Here is a 25,196-nt window from a genome sequence, read left to right as displayed (position 1 = left end):
AATCGTGGGAACGTTCCATAAACGAGTGGACCGCCCACGGGCGATCACGTGGGCGGTCCACCCCTACCGGCCAGTCAAGCCGACCGGTCAGCCCGGGCCGGCGGGCCTGGAAAGGTCACGGAAAAATCAAGGCCGGACGAAGACCCCGATCCCGTTGGCGACGGCGCGCTCGACCCCGTCCGAGGGGACGTTCCGCACGGTCACGGCCGGTTCCTCGCTCCGCCGGGCGACGAACGTGGAGGACCCGCCGCCGTCCAGGTTGACGCCGTCGTCGACCCCCGCCTTGTCGAGCAGCGTCGCCAGCTCGGCCACGGTCAGGCCCGCGCTGCGCTGCGAGCGGCCGTCCACGACCATCAGGTAGAGGTGGCGGCCGTCGCGGCTGACGCCGGCGGCGGTGCGCGGCGCCGGGCCCTTCGGGTCGAGCCCCGCGAGCGGCTCGCCGTCGCGCAGGATCGGGAAGCCGCCGACCGCGAACCGCACCCGCTTGGCGCTGGCGAACCGGTAGCGGACGCCCACCCGCTCCCCCGGCGTCAGCGTGCGCAGCTGGTCGGCCGCCGCGCCGCGTCCGACCAGCACGGTCGTGCCGGGCGGGATCGCGCCCGCGCCGATCGTGTCGGTCACCCTCGTCACGACGCCGCGCTCGAGCGTGACCTCGGCGGTGTCGGTGTCGCACGGGTCGTCGCGGCGCGCGTCGCTGCCGCAGACCGCGCGCAGCCGCGACACCGTGCCCCACTCGCTGGTGAACGCCCCGGCGGCGCCCTGCGGCAGCGCGTACTGGTTGAGGCCGCGCAGCGGCAGGTCGAGGCGCCGCGCGCGGACGGTCCCGACCAGGTGCAGCCGGGTCACGCGGGCGCGGTGGTCGTCGGTGACCGCGATGCCGTCCTCGGCGGACGTGCCGGGCGGCAGCCCCGGCCCGAACCGCTGCTTGTCGGGCACGGCGGCCTTGAGCGGCTCGCCGTCCTCGATCTCCGGGCCGGACGCCGAGCCGGTCGGGGTGACGCCGGGGTGCGTCTCGCTGATGTTGAAGAAGTCGCCGTTCACCCCGGCCAGGGCCTGGCGCGCGTTCGCCATCTGGGAGACGGTGCCGCGCGCGGCGACCGCGCCCGGGGACAGCAGGCCGACGCGCACCCGGGGGTCGCTCAGGTCGACGTCCAGCAGGTCGCCGAGCACGGGCCCGGCGGGGGCGGACGTCTCGAACGTCTTGAACTCGACCCCAGGTGCCAGCCGCGTCGTGGACGTGTAGCGCGGCGGGTCGACCTCCCCGGGGTCGGCGGGCGCGACGGTCGCCGACCGCGCGTCCGGCCGCTCGCCCGAGCCCGCGCCGTCCACGTCCGGCGGGCGCGGCCCGTCGGCGGCCGCCGGGACGACGCAGAGCGCGACCACGGAACCGGCGGCCGCCAGCGCGGCCGCGAACCTCCGCACCGGAACCCGCATGCCGATCGTTCTGAACACTCTCAACTCGGACGGTCTCACTGTTGACCACGCCTTTCTCAGCGATCTCGAAGCCTGCCGATCATGGCGTGCGGGGGGTGAAGCGACGGTGGGATCGGAGTCAACAGTGATCGAAGATCCGCGTGCGCCGACGTGTCCCCGGCGGGCGTGGGCCGTCGCGGCGGGCGGCGTGGAGGCGGACGGTGAACGCCGCGCCCGCGCCCGGACGCCCCGCCACCGTGAGTGTGCCGTCGTGCGCGTCCACGACCTCGCGGGCGAGGGCCAGGCCGAGCCCGAACCCCTCCGCGTGGCCGCCCGCGAACCGGGTGAGGTAGCGGCCGGCGTCGCGCGGGTCGAGCCCGGCGCCGTCGTCCTGGACGGTCAGCTCCACCAGCCCGGACGGCCCGCGCGCCACCAGCACGCGCACGTGTCCCTCGGCGTGCCGGACCGCGTTGTCGAGCAGCGCGGTCACCACGCGGCGCAGCGCGGGCTCGGTCCCGCGCACGAGGTGGTCGCCGCCGCGCCGAAGCACGTCGATCGTCACGCCGCGCGCCTCGGCCCTGGCCTTCTCCGCCGCGGCCTCCTCCTCGGCGAGCGCGGCCAGGTCGACCGGGCCCCGCCCCTCCCGCCGGGGCGCGGGCCGGGCCGCGAGCAGCACGTCGTCCAGGACCTCGCCGAGCTGCCGGGTGCCGACGACGAGGCGCTCCATGTCGTCGGCCACGTCGGTGCCGGGCTGGAGCCTGCGGGCGACGAGCTGGGCGCGCAGGTGCAGGCGGCTCAGCGGGGCGCGCAGCTCGTGGCCCGCGTCGGCGGCGAGACGGGCCCGCCGGTCGAGCGCGTCGCCGAGCGGCGCGAGGGCGCGGCGGGCGAGCAGGTGGCCGGCCAGCGGCGCGGCGAGCAGGCCCGCCAGCTCGGCGGCGGCGAGCGCCCGCCGGACGCGGCGCCGCGCCTCCGCCGCGTCCCCGCCGCAGACCGTCTGCCCCGGCGGGCCGCCGCCGATCGCGCGGTGCGACAGCGCCCACGCCAGCGCGAGCGGGCCGGAGACCCCGGCGGCGACCTGGAGGGTGACGAGCCGCCGCGTCCGGGTGAGCAGGCGCCGTTCCAGGTCGGCGGCCGTCACAGCTCCCCCAGCCGGTAGCCGACGCCGCGCACCGTGCGCACGACGCCGTCGCCGAGCTTGCCGCGCAGGTAGTAGACGTAGGTGTCGACGATCGACTCGGTCCGGGCGCCATCGAACACGTCCTGCCGCAGGACGGCGCGGGTGTGCACCTGGCGCGGCCGGGTCGCGAGGGCGCGCAGCAGCCGCGCCTCCCGGCCCGACAGCGCCACCTGCTCGCCGGTCGGCAGGGCGACGACCCGGTTGTCGGCGTCGAACCAGCCCGCGCCGAGCGGGAACTGCCCCGCCCGGTCCAGGTGGCGGCGCAGCAGCGCCCGGACGCGCGCCAGCAGCTCGTCGACGTCGAAGGGCTTGACCAGGTAGTCCTCGGCGCCCGCGTCCAGGCCCGCGACCCGGTCGGCGACGCTGCCCGCCGCGCTCAGCACGAGCACCGGGACCGTGCAGGCGCGGCGGCGCAGCCGCAGCACCAGCTCGATCCCGTCGGCGTCGGGCAGGCCGCGGTCGACGATGATCGCGTCATGGTCGTGGCCGAGCGCGAGGTGCAGGCCGCGCTGCCCGTCGGGCGCGAGGTCGACCGCGTACCCCTGCTCGGCGAACAGGCCCGCGAGCATCCGGCCGAGCTCGCCGTCGTCCTCGACGATGAGCAGCCGGTCGGTGGCATTCCGCCGAGCCGGGCTGGCGGTTCCCGATGGCGCGGACACGACGCCACGGTCGCACCGTGATCAGGAAACCGCCAGCCTTGAGGGCAATTGTGGACACTTCCGGAAATCATTGAACCGGTTCGGGGATTGGCACGTTCTTTTCGTGTGCCTCCAACCGCTCGGGAAGGGCCAGCTTGTAGAGCGGAAGGGTGCCGGCGGTGGTGACGACGGCCACCAGGACGAGCATCGAGAACACCTCCCGGCTGATCATCCCCTGCGCCAGCCCGATATTGATGAAGATCAGGATCATCAGCCCGCGCGCGTTCATCAGCGCGCCGACCGCGTACGACTCGCGCCACCCGAACCCGATCGAGCGCATCGCCAGCGCGCAGCCGAAGTACTTGCCGCTGAACCCCGCCGCCATGATCAGCAGGAGTGAGAGCAGCAGGGTCAGGCTGCTGATTCCGCCGAGGTCGGTGTTCAGCCCGGAGAAGGCGAAGAACACCGGCAGCAGCAGCGTCGAGACGGCGCCCATCATGCGCTCGTGCACGGCCCGCCGGAACGCCATGTCGCGCGGCATCGCCAGGCCCGCGACGAACCCGCCGAACACCGAGTAGACGCCGATCCAGTCGGTGAGCCAGCCCGCGACGAGCGGGACGAGCACGACGGCGTACATCGCGGTGGCGCCGATCTCGCCCCGCCGGGCGAAGTCCTCGCCGAGCGGGCGCAGCAACCGGGTGACGACGGTCAGCATCACCACGGCGAACACCGCCGCGAGCCCGATCGTGCGCCACGCGTCGCCCATGCCCGACCCGAGGTGCAGCGCCGACAGCACCGCGAGCAGGCACCAGGCCAGCGCGTCGTCGACGGACGCGGCGAGCAGTGACAGCCGTCCGAGCGGGGAGTTCTCCAGCCCGCGCTCGTACAGGATGCGGGCGAGCATCGGGAACGCGGTGAGCGACAGCGCGCCGCCGATGAACAGCGCGAACTGGAACCGTCCGACGTCGGGGCGCGAGAGCGTGCCCCACAGCAGGGCGCCGGCGGTCACGCCCAGCAGCAGCGAGGGCACGACGCCCGACACCGCGAGGCCCATGGCCCGGCGCGCCTCACCGGGCCTCGCGGCCTGGTGGTCGAGCCCGGCGCCGACGAGGAACATGTAGAGCGTCAGGCCGATCGTGCTCAGCACGTACAGGATCGGTCTGACCTCGGCGGGGAACACGGCGCGCTGCGCGTCCGGGAACAGCGCGCCGAACAGGGTGGGGCCGAGCAGGACGCCCGCGACCATCTCGCCGAGGACGCGGGGCTGCATCACCGTCAGCGCGAGCCGCCCGCAGATCGCGGAGGCGATCAGGATGACGACGAGCGCGGGCATGACCTTCAGGGTCAGTTCGAGGTTCGGGTCGGTGCCTCCCGAAGCGAGGGCGGGGGTGGAGACGAGGACGGGAGCCGGGGTGGAGGCGAACACCGTTCCTCCGTTTCGTGGTCGGTCGAACGCGGAGCCGGTCGGGTTCAGGAGCGGTGGGACTGGAAGTGGCGGGCGCACAGCCGCTGCCGCCGCGCGTCGCGGACCATGCGGGTGCCGAGGACGAGCTGGACGAGGCTGTGCCACACGTCCTCGAACCGGTCGCGCGCCCACATGGCGAGCAGCGCCGCCCGCCGCGCCCGCACGGGCGCGGCCGTCCGGGGGACGAGCAGGCACGGCCCCCGGTTGGGCAGCGACCGGGTGTGCGAGGCGGACGTGGCGAGCGCGTACCGGCGCAGCACCTCCCGCACCGCGACCCGCATCGTGATCGGTGCGAGCCGCCAGGCGGGGCACGGGCGGTTGGCGGCGACGCCGAACGGGATGTGGTGCGGGGTCGCGCCCCCCTCCCGGCGCCGGAAGGGGGCGAAGCGGCCGGGGTCGAAGCGGTCCGGGTCCTCGATCCCGGCGTGGTGGAACTCCGGGTAGTTGAAGCAGAGCACCGATCCCGCCGGGATCGTCGTCCGCTCGTCGATCTCGATGTCGCCGGTCGTGATGCGGTGCGCGACGCCGAACAGCGGGTAGAGCCGCATCGTCTCGGCCATCACCTGGTCGAGCTCGCGGTCGTCGCCGGTGCGGGCGGTCTCTTGCGTCTCCGGGTGCTGCGCGAGGACCATCAGCAGGTGCGCCATGGCCTCCGACATCTGGACCACCGCCGTGTTGAAGAACGTGCCCTGGAGGTAGAAGCACTTCTCCTCGTCGGTGAGCCCCTCGGGGAGCGGGCACCGGACGTCGTCCAGCCGTCCGGCGAGGTAGCGGGTCAGCCGGTGGCGGCGGTCCATGTGGCGGAGCCCGCAGCACTTCAGGGCGGTGACGACGTCGTCGGCGTTCCCCACGATCAGGTCGCGGGCCTCGCGCGGGCACGGCTCGCCGAACACCAGCTCGTAGTAGAAGACGGCCCAGACCGGCATCATCAGGTCCCGGAGCCGGACCATGCCTCCCCGCATGCCGCCCTGTCCCGCGCCGTCCAGCACCTCGGCGACGCTGCGGCGGGTCAGCTCCTCGGCGTCGGCGCGCGGGACGGACAGGAACCCCCGGGTGGCGCGGGCGACGGCGTCATAGCGCTCCCCCGCCTCCAGGTGCTCCTGGTGGACGTGCGGCCCCGGCGCCAGCCAGTACCAGAACAGGTCCGACAGGACGGCGCCCTCGCTCCGGCCGTTCGCGGCCGGATGCGAGTACACCTCCAGGAACCGGTCCACGCCGATGGTCTGGCCGGGGACGGGGATGCCCTCGTCGCCGTTGATCCGCGCGAACAGCCGGACCCGCAGCGCGACGACCCGTCCGGGCAGCCACCACGGCAGGCTGAGCGCCACCGCGACCGCGGCCAGCGCGACGACCGCCGCCGTCAGCATGTCCGCCGCACCATGGTCGGGTCGAGGTCGGCCGGGGACGCGCACCCGCACAGGGCGAGCGCCTCGCGGACCTCGGCGCGAAGCAGCGCGAGCACGCGGGCGGCGCCGCGCTCGCCGCCCGCCGCCAGGCCCCACAGGACCGGGCGGCCGACGGCGACGGCGGCGGCGCCGAGCGCGAGGGCCTTGACGACGTCGGTGCCGCGCCGGACGCCGCCGTCCAGCAGCACCGGGACGGCCCCGCGCGCGGCCGCGACGACCGAGGGGAGCATGTCGAGCGTGGCGGGGAGCGTGTCGAGCTGCCGGCCCCCGTGGTTGGAGACCAGCAGCGCGGCGGCGCCGTGCTCGATCGCGGGCCGCACGTCCGCCGGGTTCATGATCCCCTTGAGCACGATCGGGAGCTCGGTCATCCGGCGGAGCCGGTCGATGTGCTCCCAGCCGATGTCCGGGGACATCACGAGCGACCGCACGGCCTCGCCGTCGCGGAGGTTCTCGCAGCGCAGGCCGTCGGGGAGGTCGTGGAAGCCGTGCGCCAGCTCGCGTTCGCGGACGCCGCGCGCGGGCGAGTCGACGGTCACGACCAGCGCCGCGCAGCCCGCCGCCTCGGCGCGCCGGACGACCGTCTCGGTGAACGGCATGTCCGGCTGCACGTAGAGCTGGAACCACAGGGTGGCGTCGGGTGCGGCGGCCGCCACCTCCTCGATGCCGACCGTGCTGGCCATGCTCACCATCATGATCGTCCCGTTGGCGGCAGCGGCGCGCGCGGTGGCGCGCTCGCCCTCGGGATCGGCGAGCCGGTGGAAGGCGGTGGGAGCGACGAGCACGGGCATGCTCGCCCGGCCGCCCGGGAGCGCGACCTCCGTCCGGGGTTCCCCCGCGCCCCGCAGGACGCGCGGGAGCAGCGCGAGCCGGCCGAACGCCGCCTCGTTCGCCCGGAGCGTGACCTCGTCGCCGGCGCCGCCCGCGAAGTAGTCGTAGTGCGCCGGGTCGAGGCGGGCGCGCGCCGCCTCCTCGAACTCGCGCGGCGTGGCGGGGAGCCTGGGGATGGTGCCCATCGTCATGCGGAGGCCGTGGGGAGGTGCTTGGCGATGAACGCGCGGAGCGGCTCGACGTGGACCTCCTGGGAGGTCCAGTCGTTCTCCAGGTTCTCGGTGACGTGGTGGACGGCGGGCGGCCCGTCCGGGCCGTGGAAGCGGACGACGGGATGCAGGTAGTGGCCCTCGTGCGCGTGTTCCGCGTCGCGCTGGGAGATCCGGCCGAGCGAGACGTCGAACGGGTCGCGCTTGGCGTGGTCGGGCCCGTACTCCAGCGTGACGGTGAAGTGGCCGCGCCCGCCGCCGGCGAGCGGCTCCCTCAGTTCGAGCGGCAGTTCCTCCAGGTAGCGGGCGCCGTCGCCGGGGAAGTCGATGACGTCGCCGAGCACCTCGAACTGCTGCCACAGCCCGGAGGTCCGGTTGACGCGCTCGATCACCGCCGCCGCGATCGCGTCCGCGTCGGCGGGCAGGTCGCGGGCGGGCCACGGGGTCTCGTGGTGGCGGCTCTCCAGCACGCGGTGCAGCGCGCGGACGCTGTAGCGGAAGCCGTGGATGAACCCGCTGGTGCCGTGCTTGAAGTCGCGGGACTGCATCAGCGTCCCGGCGAAGTACATGCCGGGGACGTTGACCGACTCGAACGCGGGGGTCAGTGCCGGGAAGCGGTCCCGGATCATCGTCTCGGGACGGCAGCCCTCCCCGAAGATCGAGGCGTCCATCCGGAAGCCGGTGCAGACGATCACCTTGTCGTAGGGGATGTCCTTGGTGACCTCGTCGGCGCGGACGAAGGCGACCGTGACCAGGTAGGTCCCGTCGGGCCGCTGCTCGATCCGCCGCACGTGGCCGTCCAGCACCGCGTTCTGGAGCTTGAGCTGGTAGGTGTCGAGGAAGTTGTTGTTCACCGCGCGCAGGTGGCCGACGAAGTGCGTCCGCCACGCGAGGTTCAGCGTGTGCGGCCCGGCCACGTGGATGACGGCGGCGGTCTCCAGCAGGTTGTCGGCCGTCTCGAAGGCCGAGTTCGCCTTGCCGAGGACGAGCACCCGCTTGCCGAGGTAGTCGGCGGGGTCGGTGGACGCGGTGCTGTAGTCGTCGGCCGTCTCGATGCCGGGGATGTCGGGGGTGTTCGGGCCTCCGAACCCGGTCGCGACGACCAGCCGCCGGGCCCGGCGGACCGTGCCGTCCTGGTCGGTGACCAGGAACGGGCCGTTCCGGGGGGTGTGGGGGGTCGTCTCCCCACGAGAGACTGGCCCGTCGGTGCCCTCGCGGGTGACGTTCACGACGCGCGTCCCGTAAGAGATCCGTAGGCCGGACGCGGAGGCGTAGTCGGCTAGGTAGCGGAGCATCTCGTCGGCGGGCGGGAAGTAGCGGTCGCTGTAGCGGGTGAACAGCAGCTTCGGGTCGTCGGACAGGAGCGAGTTCCAGTCCATGCGCAGGTTGCGCTCCGGGTCGTCGGTCCCGGTGTGCTTCTTGTTGATCGAGATCAGTGTGCGGTGGCGCGGGAACGTCTTGAAGAACGTCCCCGGCGCCTCGCCCTCCTCCAGGATCAGATAGTCGCGCCCGGCCTTCTCCAGGAAGTATCCGAGTTGCAGGCCGGCGGGCCCGGCTCCGATGACCAGGCTGTCCAGGATCGTGTCCGGCACGGCACCCTCCATCACGACGATGTGGTTGAACGGACAACATCGATCGTGACGAAGAATTCTCAGAGCTTGATCAGAAAGAACCGGTCAAGAAGGCTCAGAGCAGCCGCAACAGCGCTTGTTTGTCGGGTTTGCCGCTGGCCGCCACGGGGACCGCCGACAGCTCCGTCACCGTGCGCGGGACGGCGTCCCCGCCCAGCTCGGCGCGGACGAGCGCGGCCAGCTCGTCCCGGTCCGGGCTCCGGCCGGCGACGGGCACGACGAACGCGTGGACGGCCTCGCCGGTCCGCTCGTCCGGCGCCCCGGCCACATACGCCTCGGCGACGTCCGGATGAGACGCGAGCGCCCGCTCGACCGGGCCCGCGTACACCACCATCGCGTTCACGATGATCACGTCGCGGGCGCGGCCGGTGAGCCGGAGCAGCCCGTCCGCGTCCAGCCGGCCGAGGTCGCGGGTGCGCAGCATGCCGTCGCGCAGCACGTCGCGGTTCTCCTCGGGCTGCCCCCAGTAGCCCGTCATCTGGTACGGGGTGCGCACGAAGATCTCGCCCTCCTGGCCGACGCCGAGTTCGCGGCCCGCCTCGTCGCGGATGCTGATCTCGACGCCGGCGCAGACGCGGCCGACCGAGTCCAGCGCGGACGGCGCCGCCGCGATGTCGGCCGGGGTGAGCATGGAGATCAGGTTCGCCTCCGTCTGCCCGTACCCCTGGTAGACCACCGGGCCGAGCCGCTCCACCGCCTCGGCCAGCCGGCGCGGCGGCAGCGGCGACCCGGCGACGACCAGCGCGCGCGGGGTGCCGCCCGCCGCGTCCGGGTCCTCGCGCAGGATGTCGAGCATCGCGCACAGCCGGGGGACGGTCAGGATCGAGCCGGTGATCCCGTACCGGCGGAGCGCGTGCGGGAACAGCGGCCGCCCGTCGTCCTCGGGGATGACCGCGACGCCGCCGCCGAGCAGGCAGAGGCCGAGGAACTCCAGCACGACCATGCTCGCGAGGGTCCCGAACAGCAGGTAGCGCTCGAACCCCTTCGCCAGTTCGGCGGCGAGCGGCGACCAGATCCGGGGCTGCCAGGTCCAGTGGACGGTCATCGCCCGGTAGGTGACCGCGCAGCCCTTCGGGTTCCCGGTGCTGCCGCTGGTGAAGGTCAGGAGCGCGACGTCGTCCGGACGCCTGCGGACGTCCGGCACCCCGGCCCCGCTCGCGGGCGAGGCCAGCAGGTCGATCGCCCCGGGGCACGGGCCGAGCGAGAGCAGCGCGCCCGCCCGCGCCGCTTCCGGGCCGGCCGTCGAGGCGTCGACGAGGACGGCGGCGACGTCGGTGTCGAGGACGTGCGCGAGCTGGCCGGCCGAGTAGCCGGGCCGCACGCACACCACGCGGCAGCCCAGCACGTGCGCGGCGACATGCGCCGCGAACGCCTCCGGTGTCAGCGCCGTGCGGACCGCCACGCCGACGCCCGGCCCAAGGCCCGCGCCGAGCATCGCCTCCGCCAGCCGCCCGATCAGTTCCAGCAGCTCACCACGCGTGACGACGCGGTCCCCGTGTTCGAGGGCGGCGCTCCCGGGCGACTCGTGGAGAACGTCCAACAGCGGCTGCGGAAAGGTGTTCTGGTTGGGCACAGCTCGTCTCCTCACCACCGCGACTCTTGTCCGGTGCGGCGAATCGTCGTACAACCGGTCTGTCGTCCATGAAATTAGGCGGCGCGGATTAGAGAACCATCAGAACATCTCGGGAGGAGCACGGCGTGAAGGTGATAGGCGCTGGATTCGGGCGAACTGGTACATCGTCGTTGCGGACGGCCCTCGAAATGCTCGGTCTGGGTCCCTGTTACCACATGCGCGTGGTCATCGAAGAGCCGTTCCGCATCCGCCAGTGGCTGGACGTCGCCGAAGGCGCCCCACCCGACTGGGATGCGATGCTCGCCGGTTTCCAATCGGCGGTCGACTGGCCTTCCGCCGCGTACTGGCGCGAGCTGGCCGAGCACTATCCGGACGCCAAGGTCGTGCTCACCGTCCGCGACCCGGAACGCTGGTACGAGAGTGCCGACTCGACCGTTTTCACCGCCAACCGGCAGGCTTTCGAGGGCCGCCGCCGGCCGCTCCTGCGGCGGATCCTCAGCGCCCTCGCCGTGCGGCGGCACCCCGAGCTGCCGCTGTTCCCGACCATGACCAGGAAGATCGTCCTGGACGGCGTGCTGGAGGGCCGTTCGGCGGACAAGGCCCGCACCATCGACCGCTTCGAGCGGCACATCGAGGAGGTCAAGGCGGCGATCCCGGCCGACCGGCTGCTCGTCTACGAGGTCCGGGAGGGCTGGGAGCCGCTGTGCGCGTTCCTCGGCGTGCCCGTCCCCGACGAGCCGTTCCCGCGCGAGAACGATCGCGAAGCCTTCCAGCGCGCGTACAACCGCGTGTTCCTGAAGCTGATCCTGCGCCGCCGCCCACACCCGCGGACACCCGTCAAGGCCGGCTCGTAGGCCCGCTGGAAGACAGGGCTATGCCGGCCAGGAGGTGACCTTGACCGTGACCGCGTCGTCCTGGACGGCGGCGACGACGAGGGCCGCGAGGGAGGAGGGGGTCTTCACGCAGAAGCCCGTCCTGGGCCTCGCGCGAAACGACCGGGCGGGCTCCTGACCGGACACGAGCCCGCGGCACCGCTCCTCCGTCGGGGCCGACTCGGGCGACGGCACCAGCACGGTCGACTCGGAGGCGGACAGTCTCCGGTGCCGGTACCGGACGTCGCCGAGTTCCGTCGTCGAGTCGGGCGCCGGGTCGAGCGTGAGCCAGTCCTTGACGGTCACCGTCACCGTGACCGCCCGCGGTGCCGCGGAGCTGGTCGCGCTGGGCGGCGGGTCGAGCGTCTGCCCCGTCGCGTCGCCTCGGCTCGCCGACAGGCCGACGGCGAGCACCGTCACCGCGGCCGCCCCCAGCAGGCCGCCGCCGCCGAGGAGCGCGGGCACCAGCCGGTTCGTCCCGCCCACGGGACGGGGCGCGGGCGCCTGCGGTTCCGGTGCGGGACGCGGCCGGACCGGCGGGCGGGGTTCGGCCGCCGGACGGGACGCGGCGCGTGCGGGCTCCTCGACCACGCCTAACCGGATCGCGCCGAGCCCGGCCGGGGTCACGCCGCGCGGCACGGACTCCCATCCGAGCACGACCGTGACCGGGTGGACGGCGACGTTCGCCTCGTCCCATGCCTCTTCCCAGCCGGACGGCGGCACCACCTCCACCCCGGCCGGAGGAGGGGCGGCGGAGAACGGCCGGAGCGGCGGCGCGGGCCAGGGCGGGGGCTCCGGACGCGACCGGCGCGGCCACCGGAGCTCGCTCAGCGGCGCCGTCCACACCGGGGCCGTCCACCGCTCGTAAACGTCCCCGGCCCACCGCCGGTAGGAGTCCCGCAGCAGGGGCCAGGGCGGCCCGGCCGGCGGCGGCCCGGCGGGACCGCCGGACGCCGCCCATCCGACGAAGCAGTACATCTCGCGCGCGCCGTCGGAGTGCGGGGTGTCGGAGTGCAGGGTGTCGGAGGGCAGGGTGGCGCTGAGGTCGGCGGCCTGGCAGGCGACGCCGACGAGCCGGTGCGCGCCCGACCGCGCGAGGACGAAGCGCGGCGCGCCGCGCAGCCCGGCGCCGCCCGCGAGGGCCGCCCGGACGACCTCGTCCAGCCAGCCGTGCTGGTCGATGCCCTCGGGCAGGGCTCTCCACCATGTGTCGGCGTGCCGGGTGCGGCCGTAGACGACGGGCGCCCAACCGGGCTGGCCCGGCACCGCCTCAGCCACGCCCGGTCCCGGTCCGGATGGACAGTCCGATCCTGTGCAGATCCGTCATCTCGCCCCGTCCTCGCCGCCCGTCCCCGGTCCCCACCGGGGTCTTTACATTGAGACGCGCGACCATTGGCGGCAGAACCCGAGCCAGATATCGATCCGGATAACACTGGTCGGTAATATCGCTTGATCATCTGCCCAAAGAATCGATCACTTTGTTTTCGGATATACCGGACGCGGTGTTGACTGCGGCACGAAAAGAAAGTTAGGGCGGCGGCCAGGAAATGGTCAGTGGGCGGCGGCGTCCCAGTCGGGGCCCACGCCGATCGCCACGTCCAAGCCCGCGATCTGCGGGTAGGCGGCGGCCATCTCCGCGCGGACCAGCCCGGCGACCCGCTCGCCCTCCTCCGGCGCGACCTCCAGCACGATCTCGTCGTGCACCTGGAGCAGCAGGCGGCTGCGCAGGCCGGCGCGGTCGAGCGCCGCGTCCACCCGCAGCATCGCGATCTTGACGATGTCGGCGGCCGAGCCCTGCACGGGCGCGTTCAGCGCCATCCGCTCGGCGGTCTCGCGGCGCCGCCGGTCGTCGCTGGACAGGTGCGGCAGGTAGCGGCGGCGGCCGAGCAGCGTGCGGGTGTAGCCGGTCTCGCGGGCCTGCGCGACGACCCGGTCGAGGTAGTCGCGGACGCCGCCGAACCGCGCGAAGTAGGCGTCCATCAGCGGGCGCGCCTCGGCCACCGGGACGCCGAGCTGCCGGGCGAGGCCGAACGCCGACAGCCCGTAGGCGAGGCCGTAGGACATCGCCTTGATCCTGCGCCGCTGGTCGGCGGTGACCGCGTCCGGTGGGACGCCGAAGACCCGCGCGGCCATGGTGGTGTGCAGGTCCTCGCCCGACTCGAACGCGGCGAGCAGCGCCCGGTCCCCCGACAGGTGCGCCATGACGCGCAGTTCGAGCTGGCCGTAGTCGGCGGTCATCAGCGCCGCGAAGCCGGGGCCGGGCGTGAACGCCCGCCTGATCTCCCGCCCCTCCCCGGTGCGGACGGGGATGACCTGGAGGTTCGGGTCGGTGGAGGTGAGCCGTCCGGTCGCGGCGACGGTCTGCTGGAAGGTCGTGTGGATCCGGCCGTCCGCGCCGATCTCCCGGATCAGCCCGGCGACGGTGGCGCGCAGCCGGGCCTGGTCGCGGTGGCGCAGCAGCACCTGCGGCAGGCCGTTGTCGGTGCGGGTCGCGAGCCAGGTCAGCGCGTCCAGGTCGGTGGAGTACCCCGACTTGATCTTCTTGGTGCGGGGCAGGTCGAGCTCGCCGAACAGGACCTCCTGGAGCTGCTTGGTCGAGCCGGGGTTGAAGCGGCGCCCGGCGATGGCGGCGGCCTCGTCCGCCGCCTTCTCCATGCCCGCGACGAACCGCCGTTCGAGGTCGCGGAGCAGGTCCTGGTCGACGTGGACGCCGGTGCGCTCGGCGCGCGCGAGGAGCGCCGAGAGGGGCAGCTCCACCTCGTCCATCACCCGGTCCATTCCCGCCTCGGCCAGCTCCGGCCCGAGCTTGGCGGCGAGGTCGAGGACGGCCCCGGCGCGCAGCATCGTCCCGGCGGCGCCCTCAGCGGAGGGGCGGCGGCCGAGGTGGCGGGCCGCGAGGTCCTCGACCCCGTACGCGGCGAGGCCGGGCAGCAGGAGGTAGGCCGCCAGCGCCGTGTCGGTGGTGACGCCGCGGAGCGTCCAGCCGTACTCGGGCAGGACGCGCAGCAGCGCCTTGACGTCGTGCGGCGCCTTCGGACGGTCCGGATCGGCGAGCCAGTCGGCGAAGGCGCGCTCGTCGTCCGCCGACAGGTCGCCCAGCAGGAAGGACGCGGCGTACCCGTCGGGGGTCGCGAGCGCGATCCGGACCTGCTCCTCGTAGTCGGCGGCCAACCCGACCGGACCTGTCGCGTGCGAGTCCAGCCATCCGGCCAGCTCGCCGGGGCGCAGCTCGCGGCCGCGCAGCCGCGCCCGCGCCTCGGGCGGGCGCCCGCCGCCGGGGTCGGCGGCGAACAGCCGCTGCCGCAGGCTCGCGTTGCGGAACTCCAGGTCGTCCAGGAGTTTGCTGAAGGCGGCGAGGTCGTAGGGGCGGCGTTCCAGGTCGTCCAATTCGACAGGCAGGTCGAGGTCGCGGACGAGTTCGGTCAGGCGCCGGTTGAGCCGGACGGTGTCCAGCGCGTCCCGCAACCGCTCCCCCGCCTTGCCCTTCACTTCGTCGGCGCGTTCCAGGAGCGCGGCGAGCGACCCGAACTCGCGCACCCATTTTGCGGCGGTCTTCTCGCCGATGCCGGGAATGCCGGGCAGCCCGTCGGACGGGTCGCCGCGCAGCGCCGCGAAGTCGGGATACTGCGCGGGCGTCAGGCCGTACTTCTCCTGGACGAGCGCGGGCGTGTAGCGGATCATCTCCGCCGCCGTCCGGTAGAAGTACAGGACGGTGACGTTCTCCCCGACGAGCTGGAGGGCGTCCCGGTCGCCGGTCATGACGAGCACGCGGAACCCGGCCGCGTCCGCCTCCGTGGCGAGCGTCGCGATGACGTCGTCGGCCTCGTACCCCGGCATCCGGACGGCGGGCAGCCGCATCGCGGCGAGCAGGTCGTCCAGCACCGGCAGCTGCGCGCCGAACGCCTCCGGCGACCGCGCCCGCCCGGCCTTGTATTCGGGGAACGCCTCGGCGCGGAACGTCCGGCGGGACACGTCGAACGCGACGGCGACGTGCGTGGGGCGCTCGTCGCGCAGCACATTGGCCAGCATGTTCGCGAATCCATAGACGACGTTGGTCGGCTGGCCCGCGGTCGTGCTGAAGTTCTCGACCGGCAGCGCGTGGAAGGCCCGGTAGGCCAGCGAATGGCCGTCCAGGAGCAGCAGAGATGGCCGGTCGGTCATGTCCCCATCCTGACATCGGGCCGGCGGGCATGATGGGGCGGTACCTGATGTTGGAGGGGAAATGACGAACATCAACGTTGGACGTTTCGGAGTCTGGCGCCGCTGGCAGGACCTCACCCCCGAGCTGGCCAAGGACATCGAGGACCTCGGCTACGGGACGATCTGGATCGGCGCCTCGCCGAGCGGCGACCTCGAGATCGCCGAGCGGCTGCTCGCCGCGACCGACCGGATCGTGATCGCGACCGGCATCGTGAACATGTGGGCGACGCCCGCCGAGGAGGCCGCCGCGTCCTACCACCGGCTCGTAGGTGAGTACGGCGACCGGTTCCTGCTCGGCGCGGGTATCGGTCATCGCGAGATGTCCGAGGAGTACCGCACCCCGTACCAGACGATGGTGGACTACCTCGACCGGCTGGACGCCGCGAAGGTCCCGGCGTCCGGGCGGGCGCTGGCCGCGCTGGGCCCGAAGGCGCTGCGGCTCGCGGCCGAGCGCGCGGCGGGGGCGCACCCGTACCTGACGACGCCCGAGCACACGCGGAAGGCGCGGCAGGAGATGGGCGAGGGGCCGCTGCTGGCGCCGGAGCAGAAGTTCGTGCTGGACGCCGATCCCGAGCGCGCCCGCGCGGTCGCCCGCGCGAACATCGGCGGCAGCTACCTGTTGCTCTCGAACTACACCGCCAACCTGCGGCGGCTCGGCTGGAGCGAGGAGGACATCGCGGACGGCGGCAGCGACGCCCTCGTCGACGCGCTCGTCCTGCACGGCGACGCGGACGCGGTCGCCGCGCGGCTCGGCGGGCATTTCGAGGCGGGCGCCGACCATGTCGCCGTGCAGCCGCTGTTCGGTGACGCCGGGGCGGACCCGCTGCCCGCGCTCCGGGAACTCGCCGCGGCACTGAAGCCGGCGGAATGATCGGCCGCCCAGATGATCACTGCTCGGGGGCCGCGCCATTCGGTCCGGACACACCTTACGGGCCTGCACAAAAGATATCTGTATAACGGGTAGAAAATCGCGCTATACCGCTGTATGGCTACGCTTGCCTTTCAGCTGACCATCCGGCGGGAGGCGCATGGCGTGAACGCTGATGTCGAGGCCGGCGGGCGGCCCCCCGACCCGGCCCCGGCGGGCACCCTGCTCGCGCGGTTGAACCTGCTGAACCTGGCCGGTGCGCGCATGGCGGGCACGCTGGATCTGGAGCAGGTCGCGCGGCGGTTGGTGGAGGTGGCCCTCACCGGGTTCGCCGATGCCGCCGGCGTGTACGTGGCCGAGCACCTCATCGCCCGCGACGAGGTGCCGCGGCCGTCCGGGGCGCGGTCCGCCGAACTGCGGCGGATCGCGCTGGGCGCCGCCGACGCCGGGCTGGAGGAGTGCTTCCCGTCCGGCGAGGTGGTGGCGTTCGCGGCCGACACCCCCGGCGCGGCGTGCCTGCGGGACGGCGCCGTCCAGCGGTTCGCCGCGCTGCCGCCCGAGGTCGCCCGCGCGCACCCGGGCGCGGCGGTCGGGCTGGGCGACCTGGTCGACTTCCTGCTCGTCCCGCTGCGGGCGGGCGTCGGCGTGCTCGGGTTCGTCGCGTTCGCGCGCGGGCGGGCCGCCGGGCCGTTCACCGCCGAGCAGGTCGGGCTGGCGCGGGAGCTGACCGCGCTCGCGGCGGGCTGCCTGGACAACGCGCGCCGCTACCAGCGCGAGCACGCGGCCGCGCGCGCCCTGCAAGCGGGATTGCTGCCCCGGCTGCTCGGCGACGTCCCCGGCGTCCAGGTGGCGCACCGGTCGGTGCCCGCCGGGCGCACCGACCTGGTCGGCGGCGACTGGTGCGACATCATCCCGCTCGCCGCCGGACGGGTCGCGCTCGTCATCGGCGACGCGATGGGGCACGGCTCGGCCGCCGCCGCGACGATGGTGCAGCTGCGCGCCGCCGCGCGCACGCTCGCGATGCTCGACCTCGGCCCGGCCGAGATCCTCACCTGGCTCGACCGCGTCGCGCCGAACCTCGGGCCCGTCCAGTTCGCGACCTGCGCGTGCGCCGTCCTGGACACCACCGAGCGGACGGGCGTCATCGCCCGCGCCGGGCATCCCCCGCCGATCCTGCTGCGCCCCGACGGCCGCTGCGACACCCCCGACATCCCGCCCGGCCTCCCGCTCGGCCTGGGCGGAACGGTCTACGAGGACGTGCGGGTGCCCTTCCCCGACGGGACGACGCTCGTCCTGTACACCGACGGGCTGATCGAGTCCCGCGACCGCGACCTGGAGGCGGGGATCGCCGCGCTGCGCACCGCGCTCACCACGGCCTCGGCCGGGCTGGACGACGCGTGCGGCGCGGTCGTCTCCGAACTCGTCGCCACGCCCATCCAGGACGACGTGACGGTGATGCTCGTCCGCGCGCACGGCGAGGGCACGGCACGGCACGGCGACGCCGCGTCCCGGCCGTCCGAGGAGTGGTAGCCCGCGAAAGGGGTCAGGACGGTCGTTCGGCCAGCTGGCGGAGGCGGACGTGCAGGCCGTCCAACACGCGCTGGAGGCCGTAGTCGAACTGCTCGTCGCGCGTCGTGCGCGGGTCCGTGCCGGTGAGCGAGTCGAACAGCGCGGCCAGCTGCGGGTAGGGGCCGGTGATCTGGGTCAGGGCGGGCCGCAGGGCGTCCAGCCACTCGGCCTCGGTGTCGCCGGCGAGGGCGATCCTGTTGAGCGCGGCGGCCTCGCTGGTGGCCGCGCCGAGCACGTAGGTGAACACGGTCTTCGTGGCCCGGTCCGCCTCGGCGAGGTCGAAGCCCGCCGCCCGCAGCAGGGTCAGCATGTGGTCGGTGAGCAGCATCAGGTTCGGGCCGAGATGGGTCACCCCGACCTCGCCGACCAGCAGGGACGCGACCCACGGGTGGCGCAGGACGACGTCCCGGGCGCTGTGGCCGCACCGGGACACCGCTTCGCTCCAGCGCGCCGGATCGTCGGAGACGGGCGGGCTCATCTCGCCGTAGATCTCGTCGACGACGAGCTCGATCAGCTCCTCCTTGCTGGCGACGTGCCAGTACAGCGCGTTGGCGGCGACGTTCATGCGCGTGGCGAGAGCGCGCATTGTCAGGGCGGGCAGCCCCCGCTCGTCCAGCAGCCCGATCGCCTCGGCGACGATCTGCCCCCGGTCGAGCGCCAGACGGTCGCGGCGCCTGCGGGGCGGGCGCGCCCACACCGACACGGCCACCTGCTCATCGGCTGACATCGCGGTCAGGGTCCTCTTCGCTGCCGGGCGCGCCTCTCGCACGCCGTCCGGGCCATCGATTCTCGCATGCCGTCCACCGGCGGGATCACCGCCTGCCTTCCTGGACGGCGTCCACTTATTGTACGACGTCCAGTAGCCCTGTACGTTGTCCACCATGAGCGATTCCCTGCCCCTCGTCGAGCAGATGCCGATGGAGCGCCCCGCCGGATGTCCGTTCGACCCGCCCGCCCGGCTGGCCGAGCTCCGGTCGCAGGCGCCCGTGACGCCGTTGCGCTTCGGGGACGGCCACCTGGGCTGGCTGGTCACCGGCCACGCCCAGGCCCGCGCCGTCCTGGCCGACCCCGCCTTCAGCTCCCGTCACGAGCTGATGCACCTGCTGGACCCGCAGCACGTCGACATACCGCCCGCCGGGCCCGGCGAGTTCATCGGCATGGACGCGCCGGAGCACTTGCGCTTCCGGCGCCTGCTCGCGGGCAAGTTCAGCGTCCGCAGGATGCGGACGCTGGCCGAGCGCGTCCACGAGCTCACCGCCCAGTGCCTGGACGACATGGCCGCGCGCGGCCCCGGGGTCGACCTCGTCGAGGCCTTCGCCTTCCCCATCCCGGCCCAGATGATCTGCGAACTACTGGGGGTTCCGTTCAGCGAGCGCGCGCACTTCCAGCACCTGGGCGCCGTCGCCAACCAGGCGGACATCCCCATGGAGGACAAGCTGGCCGCGTTCCAGGAGATGGGCGGCTACATCGCCGGCCTGGTGGAGCGAAAACGCGCCCAGCCCACCGACGACCTGCTCAGCGACATCATCGCCAGCGACCTGGAGCACGAGGAACTTGTCGGCGTCGGGTCGCTGCTACTGGGCGCGGGCCTGGACACCGTCGCCAACATGATCGCGCTCAGCACGTTCGCGCTGCTCACCCACCCGGGCCAGCGCGACGCCCTGCACGCCGACCCCGAGCGCGCCGTCGAGGAACTGCTGCGCTACCTGACGATCGCCCACACCGGCTTCCGCGTCGCCCTGACCGACATCGAGGTCGGCGGCGTCACCATCACCAAGGGGCAGACCGTGGCGGTCTCACTCCAGGCCGCCAACCGCGACCCCGCCCGCTACGCCTCCCCGGACACCCTGGACCTGACCCGCCAGGCCGCCGGGCACCTGACGTTCTCCCACGGCGCCCACCAGTGTCTGGGCCAGCAACTCGCGCGCCTGGAGCTGAAGGTCGCGCTGCCCGCTCTATTCGAACGCTTCCCGGGCCTGCGGCTGGACATCGCGCCGCGGGACGTCCCCCTGCGCGCGGGCGACGACGTGTACGGAGTGCAGCGACTCCCCGTCGCCTGGTGACGTCGCCGCGCGACGCCTATCGGCGCCGGATGTATTGACCATCACTGATCGAGAAAGCAGGACCGATGCCCGCCTATATGCTCGCCCACCTTCGCAAGACCGAGGCACCCCACCCGGAGGTGCTGGAGTACCTGGAGAAGATCCAATCGGCGTTGGACCCGTTCTCGGGCCGCTTCCTGGTGCACGGCGCCGAGGTGGACGTCCGGGAGGGGGAATGGGCCGGGGACGTGGTGCTGGTGGAGTTCCCGTCGCTGAAGCGCGCTCGCGACTTCTACGGCTCCGCCGCCTACCAGGCGATCCTGCCGCTGAGGCGCGCGCACCTCGAAGGCGACCTCATCATCGTCGAGGGCGTCGAGCCCGGCCACGACTCGGCCGCCATGGCCGCCGAGATCCGCCTGGCCACCGCCGAGAACCACCGCTGACCAGCGTCAACGTAAATCTCGGTCGGAAAGTGCAGGCTGGCAATGACCGCCCGACTTTCCGACCGAGATTTACAGATCCGACAGGTCCTTACGATTTTCGCTTACTCGGCCGCGTACTGTCCGGCCCGGCGCGGGGCGGTGCCGCGCGCCGGAGCGCGCCGCTTGGCGAGCTCGTTGCCGTTCACCGTGAGGGTGCTGTTGGCGAACAGCTCCGTGACCGCCGCGGCGGCGTCGATGAACTGGTCGTAGCCCTTGAGGTTCACGTTGTCGTAGCGGTCGCACGCCAGGTGGTAGCACGGGTCGTAGGGCTGGCCCGCCTTGCCGCCGTACGTCGCGGCCTGCGCGGGCGTCTTGATGCCCTCGGCCCCGGCGTCGATGCCGCCGGCCGGGATGCCCGCGACGATGAAGGCGTTGTAGTCCGAGCGTCCGTTGAAGGGCGCCGGGTCGGTCGCGAGCTTGCGCGAGGCGAAGTGGTCGGTGAACGCCTTCTCGATCGCCCCGGACCCGGCGGGCGCCTCGACGTTGTTCTGCCCGCTGCTGTTGTCGCCGTCGTAGACGAACCGCACGAAGTTCGGCGAGGCGAGCATGTCGAAGTTGAGGTTCAGGGCGATCTTGTCCAGCTCGGCCTTCGGCAGGCTGTCGACGTAGTGCTGCGAGCCGAGCAGGCCCTCCTCCTCGGCGCCCCAGAACGCGAAGCGCACCTGGTTGCGGACCTTCGCGCCGAGCTTGCCGATCTGCTGCGCCATCGCCAGCAGCGTCGCGGTGCCCGAGCCGTCGTCGTTGATGCCGGGCCCGGCGACGACGCTGTCGTTGTGCGCGCCGATGACGACGACGTTGTCCGCGCGCCCCCGCTTGGTGTTCGCGACGACGTTGGAGGTCTGCCGCTTCTCGTTGACCGTGTCGGTCTTGACGTGCAGCGTCAGCGGGCCGGCCTGCGCCTGCTTGACCAGGTCGGTGCCGACCGCGTTGGTCGGGCCGACGACCGGGATCGCGTAGGGCTTGGTCAGCGTGCCCGCGACCGGGCCCGGCGTGCCGGGGAGCTGGTAGATGACCACGGCGGTGGCCCCGGCGGCGATGGCGTTGTCGGCCTTCACCGAGAAGAAGCAGCCGCCGCGCTGGATCAGCGCGACATGGCCCTTCGGGAAGCCCGCGAAGTCGGTGGCCTCGCATCCGCTGCCCGCGCCGGTCGCGCCCGGGTCGACGGGGGTCGCGGCGGCCGTGACGTCGCCGCTGCCGGAGTACTGCAACGTCCCGAAGTCGGTCCCGGGCGTGAACGTCTTCGGCGCCGGCGCGGTCTCGGCGAACGTCGCCGGCGTCTTCTCCTGCCAGAAGTCGAAGGTGAAGTCCTGGACCTGCGGGGTGTACCCGGCCCGTTTCAGCTGGTCCGCGATGTACTTCACGGTGATCTTGTTGCCGGCGAGCCCGGCGGCCCGGTTCCCGCCGTTCGCGTCCGCGATCTTCTGTAGGTTGAGCTGGTGGTGCCGGACGTCCTTGAGCGTGACCAGCCCCGGGAGTCTGGACGCGGCCGTGCCCGATGGGGCCGGTGCCGCCTGGGCCCCGGCCGCCGTCAGGGTGGTGGCGACGAGCGACAGGCCGAGGAGCGACGCTAGCGCGGCATTGCGCATGACTCGGTCTCCGAAGGTGAGGGGGACAAAGCATGCGAAGCCTGGCATGCACGATTTATCGCTACAAGGCGTCGCATCCGCTTCCGGTCGGCCGGTACCGGCCGCCCCCGCACGCCCGGGACGCACACCGGGAGGGCACCTGCCGCGTCCACCGCCGCGTCCGCGGCCGCGCCGCGCCAGGCCCTCTGGAACGTCCCACCAGGCAGCATGATCAAGGGACCACCAGGCGACGCGCGGCCGAGTAACGGGAGAACGCTGGTATTCGCCAAATCAAACTAAGTATGCTCACACACCGCTTGATGGCGGTTTCGGATGAGCAGGGAGTAAATCAGTGACGCGACCCGAACAGGTCCCCGCCCCACCGCCGTCACGCCCGCGTACCCGATCGATCACACGCCGGATCTGGCTGCTGCTGGCGATCCCGCTCGTCTCGCTCATGATCCAGTGGGGCGTCCCGACCGTCGTCACGCTGTCCCAGGCGCTCCAGCGGTTCCAGTACTCGACGGTGTACGACAACGTCGCCCAGCCCGCGCGGGCCGTCACCGAGGCGATCCAGGAGGAGCGCGGCGCGGCGGTCGGCGTGCTCGCGACCGGCACCGCCGAGAACGACCGGTACTACCAGTCGCTCGCGGCGCGCACCGACGCGGCGGTCGCGGCGTTCCGCAAGAAGGCCCTCTCGTCCGACACCAAGGACGCGATGGACGACGCCGCCAAGCAGCGCGTGCGGCAGCTCAGCGAGGCCTTCGACGGCCTGGAGGGCGTGCGCACGCAGGTGCGCGGCGCGGTCATCTCCCGGCTCGACGCCATCAACGGGTACAGCGCGATCACCGACACCACGATCCGCGTGATGAGCACGCTGGTGAGCGTCGACGACGTCACCGTCTACCAGCACAGCAACGCGATCGTGTACGACTACTGGGCGCGCGAGTTCATGCTGCGGGAGAACGCGCTGCTCACGGGGATGCGCGCGGGCCGGATGAACGCCGCGGACCGCGCCGCGTTCGCGTCCTGGGCGGGCAGCCGCGCGCAGTACGCCGACCTCGGCCGCGCGGGCGCGGGCGGCGAGATCGGCAAGATCATGACCGACCTCACCGAGACGTCCGCGTTCACGGCCTACGCCGACCTGGAACGTACCGTCGTGCGCACCGGGTACGCGCCCGACCCGCGGCGCTGGCGCGGCGTCGTCGCGTCGGTGTCGTCGGTGTGGCTGCGCGCCGCCACCCGCGCGGGCGACGTCGTGAACCGCAAGGACGTGGAGCCCGCCGGCGACCGCATCCTCGTCGGCTTCTACACGGTCGGCGGGCTCGGCCTGCTCGGCTTCATCGCCTCGGTCGTGCTGTCGATCCTGTTCGCGCGGCGCCTCACCGAGGAGCTGCGGGCCCTGCAACGGACGGCGCAGGTCCTCGCGCACGAGCGGCTGCCCCGGGTCGTCGCGCGGCTGCGGCGCGGCGAGACCGTGGACGCCGAGGCCGAGGCGCCGCCACCGGAGACCGGGCGGACGCGGGAGGTCGCGGCGGTCAGCGAGGCCTTCCACGCCGTCCAGCGGACGGCGGTGGCCACGGCGGTCGGCGAGGCCGAGCTGCGCGCCAACATCAACCGCGTCTTCATCAACCTGTCGTGGCGCAGCCAGTCGCTGCTGCACCGCCAGCTCCGCCTGCTGGACGCGATGGAGCGCCGCGCCCGCAGCCCCGAGGAGCTCGACGACCTGTTCCGGCTCGACCACCTCACCACCCGCATGCGGCGGCACGCGGAGGGCCTGGTCATCCTGTCCGGGTCGCCGACCATCCGCGCCTGGGACCACCCGGTCGCCGCCGAGGACGTGATCCGCGCGGCGATCGCCGAGGTCGAGGACTACCGGCGGGTCGAGGTGACCGGCGCGTCCACGGCGGCGGTGACCGGCGCCGTCGTCGCCGACATCATCCACCTGCTCGCCGAGCTGATCGAGAACGCCGCGTCGTTCTCGCCGCCCGCCACCGAGGTCACCGTGAAGGTCGAGACCGTCGCCAACGGGCTCGCGGTCGAGATCGTCGACCGGGGCGTCGGGCTGCACCCCGAGGAGATGGACGAGCTGAACCGGCGGCTGTCCACCGACCTGGAGTTCGACCTGGTCGACACCGAGCGGCTCGGGCTGTTCGTCGTCGCGCGGCTCGCCGCCCGGCACGGCGTCAAGGTCGCGCTCCAGCCCTCGCCCTACGGCGGGACGACCGCGATCGTCCTCGTCCCGCACTCGCTGGTCGTCCTGGACGAGGAGTTGCAGCTCACCCGCGGCTCCGCCGAGGCGAGGGTGGCCGAACCCGCCCTTCCGGCCCTGACCGCCCCCGCCGCCTACACCCCGGCCTCCTACACCCCGCCGTCCTACACGCCGCAGGCCGAGCCTCCGGCTGAGCCCCCCGCCGAACCCGCACCCGGCGAACCGCCGTCCGGCGTGCCCCGTCCCGCCGAGCCGGCGGGCACCGGGGCGGCCTTCGACGCGCCCGCTCCGTCCAACGGCCGGACCCGGCCGAACGGCGCGGACGCCGAACCGTCCGAGCCGTCCGAGCCGTTCGGCACCGAGCCCGGCACGGAGTCGAGCGAGGTCACCGGCCGCCTCCCCCGCCGGGTGCGGCAACGCAATCTCGCTCCGCAGCTCCGCAAGCGCCCCGCGCCGGGGCGCGCCGCGGAGCAGGCGGAGGAGTTCGAGGAGCCCAGCCCTGAGCTCAGCCGCGACCTGATGGCCTCGCTACAGTCGGGATGGCTGCGCGGACGGGACACCGATGACGACATCCGCGATCCCGGCGCACGCGACGAATGGGGGGAATCATGAAGCAGCAGACCCACGCCACCGGCGAGCTCGACTGGCTGCTCGACGATCTGGTGGAGCGGGTCGGCGAGGTCCGCCAGGCGGTCCTGCTGTCCCGCGACGGCCTGGTCATGGGCGCCTCGGGCGGTGTCACCCGCAAGGACGCCGAGTTCCTCGCGGCGCTGTCGTCGGGCTTCCACAGCCTGGCCAACGGCGCGCGCGAGCACTTCCAGGCCAAGCAGGTGCGGCAGACCGTCGTCGAGCTGGACGGCATGCTGTTCTTCGTCATGCCCGCCGGCGAGGGGAGCTGCCTCGCGGTGCTGAGCGACGCGGGCGGCAACGCGGGGCTCGTCGCCTACGAGACGACGATGCTCATCAAGCGGGTGCGGCGGCAGCTCGGCACCGCGCCGCGCTCCGGCGACCCGGCGGACCCGGCGGCGAGGGCCTGAGCCGGCGGT

Annotated in this window: 19 protein-coding genes; 7 read left to right on the top strand and 12 right to left on the bottom strand. The window is 73.3% G+C overall.

All coding sequences use genetic code 11. The features are described from left to right. Nucleotides 1–126: 126 nt before the first annotated feature. The 8 genes from K2F47_RS24215 to K2F47_RS24180 all read right to left on the bottom strand — a co-directional run bounded on the left by K2F47_RS24215 (nt 127) and on the right by K2F47_RS24180 (nt 10,340). Nucleotides 127–1,434, bottom strand: a complete 1,308-nt coding sequence (locus K2F47_RS24215; protein WP_242907345.1) for a phosphodiester glycosidase family protein — start codon at nt 1,432–1,434, stop codon at nt 127–129. Nucleotides 1,435–1,552: 118 nt separating this feature from the next. After that, a complete protein-coding gene (locus K2F47_RS41485) occupies nt 1,553–2,551 on the bottom strand; it encodes a sensor histidine kinase (RefSeq protein ID WP_242907343.1) in 999 nt (332 codons plus the stop codon). After that, complete coding sequence (locus K2F47_RS24205; RefSeq protein WP_242907341.1) at nt 2,548–3,249, bottom strand: response regulator transcription factor; 702 nt, start codon at nt 3,247–3,249, stop codon at nt 2,548–2,550. Before K2F47_RS24205 ends, K2F47_RS41485 begins: the two co-directional genes overlap by 4 nt. A gap of 67 nt (nt 3,250–3,316) precedes the next feature. Then, nucleotides 3,317–4,654: a cation:proton antiporter gene (locus K2F47_RS24200; RefSeq protein ID WP_242907339.1), complete on the bottom strand. Its 1,338-nt coding sequence runs from the start codon at nt 4,652–4,654 to the stop codon at nt 3,317–3,319. Nucleotides 4,655–4,698: 44 nt separating this feature from the next. Next, on the bottom strand, nt 4,699–6,060 hold the full coding sequence (locus K2F47_RS24195) for a cytochrome P450 (RefSeq protein ID WP_242907337.1): 1,362 nt from the start codon (nt 6,058–6,060) through the stop codon (nt 4,699–4,701). Beyond that, nucleotides 6,054–7,118, bottom strand: coding sequence for an alpha-hydroxy acid oxidase (locus tag K2F47_RS24190; protein WP_242907335.1), 1,065 nt, complete (start codon nt 7,116–7,118; stop codon nt 6,054–6,056). Before K2F47_RS24190 ends, K2F47_RS24195 begins: the two co-directional genes overlap by 7 nt. Then, a complete protein-coding gene (locus K2F47_RS24185) occupies nt 7,115–8,728 on the bottom strand; it encodes an NAD(P)-binding domain-containing protein (RefSeq protein WP_242907333.1) in 1,614 nt (537 codons plus the stop codon). The genes K2F47_RS24190 and K2F47_RS24185 overlap by 4 nt, the downstream gene beginning before the upstream one ends. A 94-nt stretch (nt 8,729–8,822) precedes the next feature. Continuing rightward, a complete protein-coding gene (locus K2F47_RS24180; protein WP_242907331.1) occupies nt 8,823–10,340 on the bottom strand; it encodes a class I adenylate-forming enzyme family protein in 1,518 nt (505 codons plus the stop codon). A 125-nt stretch (nt 10,341–10,465) separates the two neighbouring features. Between K2F47_RS24180 and K2F47_RS24175 the strand changes: the two genes are divergently transcribed. Then, nucleotides 10,466–11,194: a sulfotransferase family protein gene (locus K2F47_RS24175; RefSeq protein WP_242907328.1), complete on the top strand. Its 729-nt coding sequence runs from the start codon at nt 10,466–10,468 to the stop codon at nt 11,192–11,194. A gap of 18 nt (nt 11,195–11,212) precedes the next feature. On the opposite strand, the gene K2F47_RS24170 is transcribed toward K2F47_RS24175, so the two are convergent. Together K2F47_RS24170 and polA are read right to left on the bottom strand one after the other, a co-directional pair. Further along, nucleotides 11,213–12,490: a hypothetical protein gene (locus K2F47_RS24170; protein ID WP_242907326.1), complete on the bottom strand. Its 1,278-nt coding sequence runs from the start codon at nt 12,488–12,490 to the stop codon at nt 11,213–11,215. Between the two features lie 273 nt (nt 12,491–12,763). Then, nucleotides 12,764–15,373, bottom strand: coding sequence for a DNA polymerase I (gene polA, locus K2F47_RS24165; protein WP_242907324.1), 2,610 nt, complete (start codon nt 15,371–15,373; stop codon nt 12,764–12,766). A 61-nt stretch (nt 15,374–15,434) separates the two neighbouring features. Here polA and K2F47_RS24160 point away from each other — a divergent pair, with 61 nt between their 5' ends. Beyond that, nucleotides 15,435–16,283, top strand: coding sequence for an LLM class F420-dependent oxidoreductase (locus K2F47_RS24160; protein ID WP_242907322.1), 849 nt, complete (start codon nt 15,435–15,437; stop codon nt 16,281–16,283). A 162-nt stretch (nt 16,284–16,445) separates the two neighbouring features. Then, nucleotides 16,446–17,810, top strand: coding sequence for a PP2C family protein-serine/threonine phosphatase (locus tag K2F47_RS24155; protein ID WP_242907320.1), 1,365 nt, complete (start codon nt 16,446–16,448; stop codon nt 17,808–17,810). A 13-nt stretch (nt 17,811–17,823) separates the two neighbouring features. Here K2F47_RS24155 and K2F47_RS24150 read toward each other — a convergent pair whose 3' ends face one another. Further along, on the bottom strand, nt 17,824–18,576 hold the full coding sequence (locus tag K2F47_RS24150) for a TetR/AcrR family transcriptional regulator (protein WP_242907318.1): 753 nt from the start codon (nt 18,574–18,576) through the stop codon (nt 17,824–17,826). Nucleotides 18,577–18,730: 154 nt separating this feature from the next. Between K2F47_RS24150 and K2F47_RS24145 the strand changes: the two genes are divergently transcribed. Both K2F47_RS24145 and K2F47_RS24140 read left to right on the top strand, forming a co-directional pair. Beyond that, nucleotides 18,731–19,912, top strand: a complete 1,182-nt coding sequence (locus K2F47_RS24145; RefSeq protein WP_242907316.1) for a cytochrome P450 — start codon at nt 18,731–18,733, stop codon at nt 19,910–19,912. A 65-nt stretch (nt 19,913–19,977) separates the two neighbouring features. Next, nucleotides 19,978–20,334, top strand: coding sequence for a DUF1330 domain-containing protein (locus K2F47_RS24140; protein ID WP_242907314.1), 357 nt, complete (start codon nt 19,978–19,980; stop codon nt 20,332–20,334). Between the two features lie 101 nt (nt 20,335–20,435). Here the strand turns inward: K2F47_RS24140 and K2F47_RS24135 are convergent, their stop codons facing one another. Continuing rightward, nucleotides 20,436–21,959 carry a M20/M25/M40 family metallo-hydrolase gene (locus K2F47_RS24135; protein ID WP_242907312.1) on the bottom strand — a complete coding sequence of 508 codons (1,524 nt, stop codon included), beginning with the start codon at nt 21,957–21,959 and terminating at the stop codon, nt 20,436–20,438. Between the two features lie 331 nt (nt 21,960–22,290). Between K2F47_RS24135 and K2F47_RS24130 the strand changes: the two genes are divergently transcribed. Both K2F47_RS24130 and K2F47_RS24125 read left to right on the top strand, forming a co-directional pair. Continuing rightward, the gene (locus tag K2F47_RS24130; protein WP_242907310.1) at nt 22,291–24,762 is read left to right on the top strand and encodes a sensor histidine kinase; all 2,472 of its coding nucleotides are present in this window, start codon (nt 22,291–22,293) and stop codon (nt 24,760–24,762) included. Then, entirely contained in the window at nt 24,759–25,187 is a 429-nt protein-coding gene (locus K2F47_RS24125; protein WP_242907308.1) for a roadblock/LC7 domain-containing protein, read from the top strand. The genes K2F47_RS24130 and K2F47_RS24125 overlap by 4 nt, the downstream gene beginning before the upstream one ends. The last annotated feature ends 9 nt before the right edge of the window (nt 25,188–25,196 follow it).

Origin of the sequence: Actinomadura terrae (assembly GCF_022751215.1) — a bacterium.
GTDB classification, from domain to species: domain Bacteria; phylum Actinomycetota; class Actinomycetes; order Streptosporangiales; family Streptosporangiaceae; genus Spirillospora; species Spirillospora terrae.
Note: the sequence above shows the minus strand (reverse complement) of the source record. Positions and strands in the feature narration are given on the sequence as shown.